We start from the raw sequence: 11,832 nt of genomic DNA on the forward strand, positions 1-11,832 counted from the left end.
TTTTTAGAATCTTGAAAACTGATAAAGAGAATAAAATCTACCAACTTGCGCCTTTGTTAAATTAAAGATCACAGGCATACAATGAACTTTATACCATCCACAAAAGATTTACGCGACACTCTTTAAAAAATCATCATAAAACGAGGGTTTATTCATTAAAAATGTAATGCCCAAAAATGTGAAGCAATGCATTATCTCCACTCTATAAAAAATTCACTCTTAAAAAACATTGTCATAAACGCTTTTGAAAAATATAAAGTTAAATTTAAAAATGATAGGAAAGATGAGCACTCATTTTTGCCTTTATAATTTTATATTCTTGCTTCATTAGATTATTTCCCATTTCAGAGATTACTCCAATTTATATACGCAATACTTTCGCCTTTTATATACGCAATACTTTCGCCTTCATCTAGTATAAAGGCTAATATAGCAGAGAACATACGGATGCATTTTTTGTTTCAAAACTGCTATGAAGATGAGATATTGAGTTATAAGCAACAAAAAAATATTTAATGTCTCAATGAGACTTTTATACCTATCACCACACCTCAAATGAGAGGTTTTTACAGGATAATAGAAAAAGGTGAATCATCCTATATTCTAAAAAGACAGTTTATCCTTTCAGTGTATTTTGCTAAAGGCTTATGCTATAAACGTATAAGCGTGTTTTACTAGAATTTTAACTCTTTCATTTTTAAGGCTTCTGTTATGGGTGTTGTTGCCAAAAATTTTCCCATACCTGATCTTCATCGGGTTCGTCGTGTTCTCTTTTCTGTGTCTGATAAAACGGGTGTGGTTGCTTTTGCACAAGCCCTTCATGCTACTTACAATGTTGAATTAATTTCAACAGGAGGAACAGCAAAAACCCTCATAGCAGCTGGTTTACCCGTAAAAGATGTTGCTGAAGTTACCGGATTTCCTGAAATAATGGATGGGCGTGTAAAAACACTCCATCCTTTGATTCATGGTGCTTTGTTAGGGGTAAGAGAAGATCCTAACCATAGGGAAGCTATGGAAAAGAACAGCATTCATGGAATTGATCTTTTAGTGGTGAATCTTTACCCTTTTGAAGAGACGATCCTTTCGGGAGCTGATGGGCAAACGACTCTTGAAAATATTGATATCGGTGGACCGGCGATGATTCGCGCTGCGGCAAAAAATTATGCTTATACCGGTGTTGTAACAGCGATAAAAGATTATGATTCGATTCTAGCTGAATTAAAGCAGCATAATGGATGTTTAAGCTTATCTATGCGTCATCAGCTAGCAATGCGCGCTTATGCACACACCGCTGCCTATGATACGGCAATAGCATCGTGGTTTGCACGGGATTTAAAAATTGAAACTCCATCATGGCAGAGTTTTTCCGGTCATCTTGAAAGTGTTATGCGCTATGGGGAAAATCCACATCAACAGGCAGCATTTTATCGCAATAATGAAAAACGTTTTGGTATTGCAACAGCAAAACTTTTACAAGGCAAAGCGCTTTCTTATAACAATCTGAATGATACAGATGCAGCCTTTGAACTTGTGGCAGAATTTGATCCGCAAAAAACCGCTGCTGTCGCTCTTATTAAACATGCCAATCCTTGTGGTGTTGCGGAAGGAGAAAATTTGAAAGACGCTTATTTGAAAGCTCTTATGTGTGATAATGTATCGGCATTTGGTGGAATTGTTGCTTTAAATCAAACCCTTGATGAGGAATGTGCTGAAGAAATTGTTAAAATTTTCACAGAAGTGATTATTGCTCCTGATGCCACAATGGCGGCACGTGAAATTATTGCCAAGAAAAAAAATCTTCGTTTGCTCATTACAGGTGGAGTTCCTGATCCACGCTGTGGAGGACTTCTTGCGAAAACACTTGCAGGAGGCATTTTAGTACAATCACGTGATAACGTGGTAGTCGATGATCTTAAATTGCAAGTAGTGACAAAGCGGGCACCAACTCAAGATGAAATGCGTGATCTTCAATTTGCTTTTCGTGTAGCAAAGCACGTTAAATCAAATGCTATTGTGTACGCGAAAAATAGCGCAACAGTTGGAATTGGAGCCGGACAAATGAGCCGCATCGATTCAGCAAAAATTGCTGCAAGTAAAGCAGCAGAAAGTGCGCAAAGAGCAGGCTTAACAGAAACTCTCACAAAAGGATCTGTTGTTGCATCAGATGCATTTTTTCCTTTTGCTGATGGTTTATTAGCAGCAGCTGAAGCAGGAGCAACAGCAGTTATTCAACCAGGAGGCTCCATGCGTGATGAAGAAGTTATCGCCGCTGCTGATGCACAGGGGTTAGCGATGGTTTTTACAGGAACACGTCACTTCCGCCATTAATAATTTTGCTGCTTTTCTTTTCGTATGAGACAAATGTTTCAAGGAATTTTTCATAATTATCGTATGACTATTGATAACTGTTGAAATGGAAGCAGTTATTCAATCCAAAGAAGCTACACGTGAAGAAGTTTATCACCGCAGAAAATGCACATAATTTAGCCAATGCACATAATTTAGCCATTGGTTAGGGATAAGATGTTCTTGTTGATATTTTTAATGGTTACCCTTTCGCATGAGGAAAATGTTAAAGGGACATTATCTTGTATGTAGATGCATACCTGCTATGATATTATAACACAACTCTTTTTAGTAATATACTCTATTCTTAAACTAAAGAGTGTAATGAAAAGTTTGAGTAGGGGATATGAATATTCTACGTTTTTATAGTAATTGGCGCCGTTATCGTCGAACCGTTAATGCGTTAAGTCGTCTTTCAACATATGAACTCAACGATCTTGGAATTTGTCGAGGTGATATTGATTCAATTGCACGACGTTATTCGCGTAGATCTTTATGAAAGTTGTTTGAGATATTTGAGAGAATGCTTTGCTATGAAAAAGCGCGCATTTTGTGGTTTGTTATTATAACTTCATTTTTAGTATAATAACAAAGAGCAGAAGAGTTATTTTTCTCGGCCATTGTTATGTATTGTTTCTCGAATTTTCAATGCTTCTGTGATGTACAACATTTGATTTGTAATAATAATTTAGCGTTATTCATTTAAATTAGAACCCCGAATACCGTAAGATTCTCTCATTTCAAATCTGTGTATGTTGAATCAACAAAAACCATTCGCCTGCACGTTACAAGCGGGGAGAGCTGTATGGATAAAAGCTATTAAGAAAAGGCTAAAAATGCCTCTTATGAACCATCTCTAGTGCCAAGAACTGTTACAAACATTGGGCACTGATAAATAGTGTGATAGTGCCGAACTGCTCCTTCATAAGCATAAAGATGGGGGGTGCTTAATGGATTTACCGTTATACCCATCACGGGCATCGTCGCAAAATAGGCTTGGAAGCATTAAGGGATTTTTCTTTAAAATAAGTCCGTGAATATACAATACAATAGCGCTCTGTTTTTCGTGAAGAGCGTAATCCTATTAATGCAACTCTCTCAGAGAGAAATATTGATCCCAACAGCACACTTAAAAACTTATAGAAGATAAGCAACGGCTTAATTTTCTCTCCATATCTTTAAAGGATCAAAATCCTTAACTAGTACTCATCTGTCAACAATGGTCTTTCAAAAAACCTTTTTTCTGGAGCCAATCCCTTTTAGCATCACCTCATGAGATTCTATGAGCAAACCTTGCCTAAAAACATCCAACCCATACTCTAACAAAACTCTTCATGTATAAAATTGATATGATCTTCAAATTTTGAGAATATTACCACAATAAACAATAATGTTTTGCGACACGCAAAATAAAACGCAATATACTATGGGTTGGAACAATGTTCTAATTTTTTATTAAACGCTTTACGGATAAAACGCCAACGAACTTTTTCCTGAAATGCAGGACGAAAATATAAAACAATCTGTTGTGTCCGTTGTGGACCTGTTAATTCTGCAAAATCAATCGAATCTTCAAGACAAATATCTGCGTCAGGCGATATAAAATACCATATTTGTTCACTCTTCACGTTCTCGTTCTTTACGGCTAAACACACACGTTTGCCATCATAGTTAACTTCAACTTGTGGATGAAGATGAAACCGAACAGCAACATAATTTTGTTCATTTTGCACACTCTTGTGTCTCTTTCTCCCTTTATTTGGCATAAAAAAGCGATCAAAACCTTCGATCGTATCTCCATTTGTCGCCAAAATAAGACCACGCTCATGAATAAGATTAAAGGGTCGCACATAACCATTATGACTCGCAATAAAACCTGTCTTCTCTGAATCCTCTATACGGCACACTTGAACATCTGTTGGTCCATCAAACAAAAATGGCGCGCCATTTTTCTTTTTATGATAAAAAGCACCCACTGAACAATCATTAAGCGTAGCTGTTGAATGTGCTGCAGTAACACGCCCTAAATGTCGATACTCTTCCCGCCCATCAGGATTAACACCGGCATTGATAATAAAACGGTGCCCTTGTGAAGACATTTCAAAAGACAAACACCCCGAACAAGCCTGCTGTGCTACAGAGCGAGGTGGAAACTTTCCTGTATCTGCAAGCACTGTTGTTTGATTGGCTTTTAAGCGCTGAAATCCTGAATAACGGGCATAACTAAAAGGATGACCTCCTGTTTCATCAAGCTCCAAAAGTGATGATAACCGTTCCGATACAAGGGGACCAACCCCATTAAAATGGGCCAACGTTTGATCCTCATGGATAAAGAATCGTAAAGCTGGCAACATACGCTCAACAGAATCAATCAAAATACGGGGTGCTGTTTCATTGCTACGCATAAAAAGATGCCGTAACGACAATAAATCCGATAACAAATTCAGCAAAATAACAGGACTACGGGAAATATGCCCACCATCAACTAGGATTTGACGGGAAAGCTCCTCTATAAGTGTGGTTTGTACCTTTTTTTTCACTGCCGCTGAAACAGGCAAAGCAAGAGATGCGAATGTCAAAGCCACTGCTGCTTGTAAACGTTGATCATTGTGCTCCATACTACAAACTGTTACGCGCAAATAACGAAATTGCAAACCAAGTGCACGTAAAAAGCGTTTTTCAAACCGTTCACTTGCCCCTTCTAACAACATTTTCGAATGACAAATCCATGAAATCAAGCGCCGCGCCACAACAGGATCACTCCAAGCAAGCCCTTTTACCTTCTTACCAGCATGGTCAAACCAGTCTTCTAAAAGAGAGCGTGCATGTGCAGAAGCTAAATCACTTCCTGCTGCCTCCATATGGCGCAACCAATGAAAATCATGTAGAGCCGCTTCCCATTCTAGCGTTGGTGGAACCAATGAAAACGGCGAAACAGCACCAGAATGAACAATGTGACCAGCAAAAGCAAAACGACCATGATAAAATTCATGCGCCATCATCGGATCAGCTACATGCAAATCCATGGGATGCGCTAAAATTTTATGAGGACGAAACCCTGAAAATCGCCAACGAAACAATGGTCCAACCCATAAACGCCGCATAACATTCTGTATCGTATCGATACAGGCTGCCACTTTTACCTGAGGAGCTTTTACCGCAACCGCCAAAATTTCATCTCCATTTATGCTGAATCAAATACAATTTCGACCATTTTTGTAAATGAAGCGTTAATTAAGCAATTTTTCGTAAGCGCGCAGCGAAAAAACCATCCATTCCTAAAAATACGGTTTTCTCAGCATCAAAATTTTTATGACAAAAATCCGCAGGCGTTGTCCGTAACATCCCCCCACAAAGCAAATGTTCCAGTGCTCCCATTTCCTCTGGATAAATAGGGTCTAAAACAATGTCATTGCGTATCGATAAAATTTTCTCAATAAGATCTTCACCTTCTTCTCTTGCCAATGAACAATTGGAAAAAACAATCCGCCCCCCCTCCTTCACCAAAGAAATTGCTGCGACAAGCAAATCATATTGCAACGCCGCTAACTTGACGATATCTTCCCTCGATTTCGTCCATAAAATATCTGGATGACGACGGATTGTTCCTGTAGAAGAACAAGGAGCATCAAGAAGAACCGCATCAAAAAGCTGTGTTGAATGGAAATTTTTCACATCGCCCTGCCAAATATGAACTGAAAAATGAAGCCGTTCCATATTTTCTTTTAAACGCTTTATGCGGTTAGCAGAAAGCTCAATTGCAGTCACCTCAGCCCCTTGCAAAGCCAATTGTGCTGTTTTTCCTCCAGGGCTCGCACAAAGATCAGCAACGCGTTTACCCTCAATACTCCCAAGTAAACAAGCAGGCAAAGCTGCTGCAAAATCTTGGACCCACCAAGACCCTTCACGATAGCCTGGTAAATCAGAAACAGAACACTCCAGACGCTTCAATCGAACAGAACCATTGGGCAATACCACACCGCCAAGCCTTTCAGCCCATCCACCACTATCAGATTTCACTGTCAAATCGAAAGGAGGTTCCACACTTTGAATTGCGATAATCTGATGTACCTTTTCTGTTCCATAAGCTGATATTAAAAGCTGTCCAAACCACGCTGGCACACCTTCAATGGTAGGAACTTGTTGGCGTAAAGGCTCTGCCTCACGTGCAACATTGCGCAAAAGAGCATTCACCACCCCTGAAAAACGGCGCATTCGAGGATCAAGTTTCGCCACACGCACAGCTAAATCAATAGCCGCATGATCGGGAATATCAAGATAAAGAATTTGTGCAACACTGATATGCAAAAGATGCTGAAGTGAAAGTGCTTGTGAAGGCAAAGGACGCGCCAAAAAGCGTGAGAGAGCCGCCATAATCTGCCCTCGATGACGCAATGAAGCTGTTAAAATAGCCCGACATAACAAACGATCTCGTTGTGAAAGCTTCAAATATTGTGGATGTCCGTGTTCATTATCCGTCAAACCAGACAGAGGCGTGTACTTATCAACTACCGCCCCCAAAAGACGCACACACACCTGTCGAACAGCTAATCCTGGAACATTTTTTTCAGACACATGCCCCGCTTTTTTGTGTTTCAAAACACCACCTTTATATCACAGTTTTCTCAAGAGCTCTCTCAATAATTCTATGAACGAGATCTTTTTGAATTTTCATAACGAAGCCAAGAAGGACGTTTTGTAACACGCTGAAAAGAACTGTTTTCTTGCTCACCTAATGCATGAGCCTGACCACTATGAAAATCTCCATAGTTCATCCCGCTGCTTTTTTCATGTATAGCGTCTTCTTTATTCCATCCCACACTTTTGGCAAGAGCCCCTTTCATCTCTTCTGCTTGCTGATAAAGAGCAGCGATACGATTTGCAGTTGCTGGATGTGTCGAAAAAAGACTATCCGCTCCCTCACCGCTCAAAGGATTAATAATAAACAGATGCGCGGTTGCTGGATTATGCTCTGCTTCTTCATTATATACCCCACGTCCTCCATCAGCAATCTTACGCAATGCCGAAGCCAACCATAAAGGATTACCACATATTTCAGCCCCTCTACGATCCGCAGCATATTCCCGTGTACGGCTAATCGCCATTTGCACCAGCATCGCTGCAAAAGGCGCCACGAGCAATGCAATAAATCCTCCAATTGCCCCAGCGCCATGAGAATCTTCTGAAGAATTACGCTGTCCTCCCATAAAGAAAGCAAAATTACCAAGCATCGAAATTGCCCCTGCAATCGTTGCGGTTAGAGTCATTGTTAACGTATCACGATGCTCAATATGTGCGAGCTCATGCGCCATAACGCCGGCAATTTCCTCAGCGCTTAACCGCTCTAACAACCCAGTACTTGCAGCAACAGCTGCATTTTGCGGATTACGTCCCGTCGCAAAAGCATTTGGCTGTGCATTCTCAATAACATAAACCTTTGGTTGAGGAAGAGAAGCTTTTTTAGCTAAATCGCTTACAATCTTATAATAAACTGGTGCTGAATGCTGATCAACTTCACGCGCCCCGTACATGCGTAAAACGATTTTATCTGAATTCCAATAAGAAAAAAAGTTTAAACCACTTGCCATCAAAAGAGCAATGACCATGCCACCGCCCCCTCCAACAAGATAACCAACTCCCATAAAGAGAGCAGTTAAAAAAGCCAAAAGCATAGCTGTACGCATTATATTCATTACTCAAAAAACTCCATGATAAAAGTCAATCAATACTATATGATGGTGTTTTCTTTCTGCTTCTTCAATGGAATAGGTGTAAAATGAATAAAAAAGATGAGAAAACAAGCAAAAAAAATGCAACTGTCGTTAAACAGCAATCTCTTTCTCCCGCAGCACAACGCGCCCTTAAAGAAGCTGAAGAAAGACGAAAACGCGCAGCAAAAAAGGAACAACCTTTAGAAAACGGCGGACGCGGCGGCAAAGACCCTTCCCGCTATGGAGACTGGGAAATTAAAGGCCGCGCCATTGATTTTTAAAACCATTGATTTAAAAAAAAACGGCGCAATTTAAACAAGCAGCTTTTTAATGAAAATCCGTTTTTGATAGACAAAAACGGATAATATTTATTTTTCTAAAGCTTTTAAAACACATTGATTAAACAACCATGCTTCTTATGCTGAAGCAGATTCTGCTTCAGCCGCTGCCGCTGCTTCTTCTGCTGCTTGCTTTGCTGCTGCTATACGTTCTTGTGCTTTTTTACCCGGTTCACCTTTATGTGGATTATTACGAGTTGGACGCTTTTTCAAGCCAGCTGCATCTAAAAACCGTAAAACGCGATCTGTTGGTTGAGCCCCTTGCCCAAGCCAATATTGGATACGTTCTTCATTAAGTTTCACCCTCGGTCCATCTTTAGGCAACATTGGATCCCATGCACCAACACGTTCAAGAAACCGCCCATCGCGCGGACTACGAACATCTGCAACGACGATATGATAGTAAGGACGTTTTTTTGAACCTCCACGGGACAAACGAATTTTCAATGCCATATTTTATCTCCTATTGTCAGCTCTGGCTTTCGTTTAAATTGACTTTTTTTATTTTTTGCTCTTCAGCAATAACTTCATGATGACTCACAACTTCTTTAATAATAAATTTTAAAAATCTTTCAGCAAAATCAGGATCAAGATCACTATCCATAGCCAATTGCCGCAAACGCGCTACCTGATATTGCTCACGCAGAGGATCTACTTTAGGCAAATCATAACGCGCTTTTAAGCGCCCAACAGCTTTCGTACAACGAAACCGCTCTGCTAAGATATGAATCAAGGTTGCATCAAAATTATCAATGGATGCTCGTAAATGTGCCAATTCGTTTAATACTGTTTCCTGCATTATATTCCTTTCCCTCTTTACATCTTATTTTTTCTTAGGATGCTGAGGAAAATTTCCCCCATCGACAATGCCATTGGAAAGACCAGGAAATGTAGGTCCACGCTTAGGAAGTCCGGGCAAGAGCTTCCCTCCATTACCATTTTCAATTTGCTTTTGAAGCATTGAGAATTGCTTTGGATCCAATCCCGACAAATCCGGCATAGCTGGAGAATCCCCTCCCAAGTTTCCCATACCACCCAAACCCATTTTGGAACCAAGGCCTCCCAACATTTTTCCCATAAAACCACTTTTTCCTTTACCACCCATGGCTTTCATCATATCAGCCATTTGGCGATACATCTTCAAAAGTTTATTAATATCAGCCGCTGTCGTACCAGACCCCTTAGCAATTCGTTGTTTGCGGCTATGTTTTAAAAGCTCTGGATTCGCCCGCTCTTTGGGTGTCATAGATGAAATAATGGCCAATTGACGATCAAACAAACGATCATCAAACCCCGCAGCCGCAATCTGCTCTTTGACCTTCCCCATTCCTGGCAACATGCCCATAATACCGCCCATTCCACCCAGTTTTTTCATTTTCTGCAACTGTTCTGCAAGATCATTCAGATCAAATTTTCCAGCTTGCATTTTTTTTGCAAAAGCAGCAGCTTTCTCGTGATCCATTGTTTCAGCAGCTTTTTCAACCAAAGAAACAATATCCCCCATTCCGAGAATACGATCAGCAATACGACTGGGATGAAATTCTTCTAAAGCATCTATTTTTTCACCAGTTCCAATTGCTTTAATTGGTTTACCTGTAACAGCACGCATAGAAAGAGCAGCGCCACCACGCCCATCACTATCCATCCGTGTTAAAATAATCCCCGTAATCCCTACACGCTCATCAAAAGAACGAGCAAGATGAACGGCATCTTGCCCCGTCAAACTATCAGCCACCAACATAATCTCATGAGGAAGGGAACATGCTTTAATTTCAGCCAATTCGAGCATCAAAGCTTCATCAATATGATTACGTCCTGCTGTGTCAAGAAGAAGCACGTCATAACCACCCAATTTAGCAGCCTGTACGGCACGTGATGCAATATCAACAGGCAGCTGACCCGCAATAATAGGCAAGCTTGCAAGTTTTGCCTGTTCTCCCAATTGGCGCAATTGCTCCTGTGCAGCGGGACGGCGTGTATCTAATGACGCCATGAGAACTTTTTTATTGTGCTTATCAGTAAAACGTTTTGCAAGCTTTGCTGTTGTAGTTGTTTTTCCAGAACCTTGCAAACCAGTCATCATGATAACAACTGGAGCTGGTGCATTTAAATCACTCAGAACGCTTTCATTTCCAAGAATATGAACCAATTCATCATGAACAATTTTAACCACCATTTGGCCTGGTTTAATTGATTTAACGATTTCGGCCCCAACAGCTTTTTCCCGAACTCTATCGGTAAAAGAGCGCACAACATCAAGAGCAACATCAGCTTCCAATAAAGCGCGACGAATTTCACGCAGCGCCTCTACAACATCCTGATCCGATAAAGCGCCACGTCCCGTCAAATGAGACAGGATAGAACCAAGTCGCTCTTGCAAGGATTCAAACATCATTTACCTCATTGTTGCATAACAAACAAACCAAAATAGCATCCGAGAACGCATCGCGCCGTCGGATGTTGACCTCTGAGATCTCTTTATACCCTTAAACTGGGGTCTCAGTCGGTGGCTCCAAGTTAATTTTGTCACTGAAAGCTTGCTCCTTCAAACAATAAAACCCCAGCTTTGTCAAGTTTTATCATAAAATATCTTTTTATACGAAGAAATAAAAACAACAAATACTATACTTCAAAACTTTCAACTTCAACACGCATAAAACAACCTGTTTCCTGTTCCATGCTCCATAATTTTCCGCTAGAGATATCAAACCAAACCCCATGCAATGTCAAAAAACCTTGATCTTTGCGAAGCTTTATCCACGGAAACGTCTCTAAATTTCTCAACGAATGGCGAATAGAAAGCTGCTCTAATGCCGTCTGTTTTTCTGGCCAAGACAACGACTTATTATTCAAAACGATTTCTGCTGCTGGTGCTAAGAGACTTATCCATTGACCGATAAAATCATTTGATAATAAAGATTTATATGTCTCATTAAGAGCAGTACGAATGCCTCCACAATGGGCATGACCAAAAACGACAATATGTCTCACCTCAAGCAATTGCACAGCATATTCAAGAGCTGCTGATGTTGCGTGATATTGGTCATCAGGAGAAAAAGGAGGAACCACATTGGCCACGTTGCGCAGGGTGAAAATTTCCCCTGGCTTAGCATCAAAAATCATTTCTGGTACTGCACGCGAATCACAACAAGCAATGACCAAAACTTCAGGTTTCTGCCCCTCAATCGCCAATTGCTGATAATCTGCTATTTTATATAAAAAATGATTGTTTATAAAGTTTTGGTAACCACTTAAAAGTCTTTCTGGTAAATGCGCCATTCTCTCTTTACTTTTGCTTATTTTTTTACTTTTATTTTGTATATTTAAAAAAACAAACTATTAACATACAAAAATACTAAAAGTGCCCTTTCCTTGAAGCAAAATATTTCTTTAAAGTACAAAATATTACTAAAAAATAGCAAAAACAAACTCAT

The 11,832-nt window shown here is 40.1% G+C and carries 10 protein-coding genes; 3 read left to right on the plus strand and 7 right to left on the minus strand.

Annotated elements, in window-relative coordinates; all coding sequences use genetic code 11:
- The first annotated feature begins 711 nt into the window (after window positions 1-711).
- Together purH and ACFIK4_RS04625 are read left to right on the plus strand one after the other, a co-directional pair.
- Complete coding sequence (gene purH, locus ACFIK4_RS04620) at window positions 712-2,331, plus strand: bifunctional phosphoribosylaminoimidazolecarboxamide formyltransferase/IMP cyclohydrolase (protein ID WP_375638442.1); 1,620 nt, start codon at window positions 712-714, stop codon at window positions 2,329-2,331.
- A 364-nt stretch (window positions 2,332-2,695) separates the two neighbouring features.
- A complete protein-coding gene (locus ACFIK4_RS04625) occupies window positions 2,696-2,848 on the plus strand; it encodes a DUF1127 domain-containing protein (protein ID WP_375612232.1) in 153 nt (50 codons plus the stop codon).
- Between the two features lie 925 nt (window positions 2,849-3,773).
- Here ACFIK4_RS04625 and ACFIK4_RS04630 read toward each other — a convergent pair.
- The 3 genes from ACFIK4_RS04630 to htpX form a co-directional block, all read right to left on the minus strand.
- Entirely contained in the window at window positions 3,774-5,519 is a 1,746-nt protein-coding gene (locus tag ACFIK4_RS04630) for a heparinase II/III family protein (protein ID WP_375668528.1), read from the minus strand.
- A 64-nt stretch (window positions 5,520-5,583) separates the two neighbouring features.
- Window positions 5,584-6,948, minus strand: coding sequence for an RsmB/NOP family class I SAM-dependent RNA methyltransferase (locus tag ACFIK4_RS04635; RefSeq protein WP_375612722.1), 1,365 nt, complete (start codon window positions 6,946-6,948; stop codon window positions 5,584-5,586).
- Window positions 6,949-6,995: 47 nt separating this feature from the next.
- Entirely contained in the window at window positions 6,996-8,042 is a 1,047-nt protein-coding gene (gene htpX / locus ACFIK4_RS04640; protein ID WP_375638440.1) for a zinc metalloprotease HtpX, read from the minus strand.
- A gap of 83 nt (window positions 8,043-8,125) precedes the next feature.
- On the opposite strand from htpX, the gene ACFIK4_RS04645 reads away from it, so the two are divergent.
- The gene (locus ACFIK4_RS04645) at window positions 8,126-8,341 is read left to right on the plus strand and encodes a DUF1674 domain-containing protein (protein ID WP_273790074.1); all 216 of its coding nucleotides are present in this window, start codon (window positions 8,126-8,128) and stop codon (window positions 8,339-8,341) included.
- A 135-nt stretch (window positions 8,342-8,476) separates the two neighbouring features.
- Here the strand turns inward: ACFIK4_RS04645 and rpsP are convergent, their stop codons facing one another.
- From rpsP to ACFIK4_RS04665, 4 genes are all read right to left on the minus strand, one after another.
- Window positions 8,477-8,851 (minus strand): 30S ribosomal protein S16, encoded by a 375-nt coding sequence (gene rpsP / locus ACFIK4_RS04650; RefSeq protein WP_273787601.1) that lies wholly within the window; start codon window positions 8,849-8,851, stop codon window positions 8,477-8,479.
- Window positions 8,852-8,867: 16 nt separating this feature from the next.
- Window positions 8,868-9,197, minus strand: coding sequence for a chorismate mutase (locus tag ACFIK4_RS04655; RefSeq protein WP_375638439.1), 330 nt, complete (start codon window positions 9,195-9,197; stop codon window positions 8,868-8,870).
- Between the two features lie 24 nt (window positions 9,198-9,221).
- Window positions 9,222-10,790 carry a signal recognition particle protein gene (ffh, locus tag ACFIK4_RS04660; RefSeq protein ID WP_375638445.1) on the minus strand — a complete coding sequence of 523 codons (1,569 nt, stop codon included), beginning with the start codon at window positions 10,788-10,790 and terminating at the stop codon, window positions 9,222-9,224.
- 230 nt (window positions 10,791-11,020) lie between these two features.
- Window positions 11,021-11,677, minus strand: coding sequence for a carbonic anhydrase (locus tag ACFIK4_RS04665; protein WP_375612226.1), 657 nt, complete (start codon window positions 11,675-11,677; stop codon window positions 11,021-11,023).
- Window positions 11,678-11,832 lie beyond the last annotated feature (155 nt).

The organism is Bartonella sp. AP9QHHD (assembly GCF_042195625.1).
GTDB lineage: Bacteria > Pseudomonadota > Alphaproteobacteria > Rhizobiales > Rhizobiaceae > Bartonella.

Bases quoted from the DNA above. Each gene is read 5' to 3' on its own strand.
- purH (WP_375638442.1), top strand. From the start codon at position 712: ATGGGTGTTGTTGCCAAAAATTTTCCCATACCTGATCTTCATCGGGTT.
- ACFIK4_RS04625 (WP_375612232.1), top strand. From the start codon at position 2,696: ATGAATATTCTACGTTTTTATAGTAATTGGCGCCGTTATCGTCGAACC.
- htpX (WP_375638440.1), bottom strand. From the start codon at position 8,042: ATGAATATAATGCGTACAGCTATGCTTTTGGCTTTTTTAACTGCTCTC.
- ACFIK4_RS04645 (WP_273790074.1), top strand. From the start codon at position 8,126: ATGAATAAAAAAGATGAGAAAACAAGCAAAAAAAATGCAACTGTCGTT.
- rpsP (WP_273787601.1), bottom strand. From the start codon at position 8,851: ATGGCATTGAAAATTCGTTTGTCCCGTGGAGGTTCAAAAAAACGTCCT.
- ACFIK4_RS04655 (WP_375638439.1), bottom strand. From the start codon at position 9,197: ATGCAGGAAACAGTATTAAACGAATTGGCACATTTACGAGCATCCATT.
- ffh (WP_375638445.1), bottom strand. From the start codon at position 10,790: ATGTTTGAATCCTTGCAAGAGCGACTTGGTTCTATCCTGTCTCATTTG.
- ACFIK4_RS04665 (WP_375612226.1), bottom strand. From the start codon at position 11,677: ATGGCGCATTTACCAGAAAGACTTTTAAGTGGTTACCAAAACTTTATA.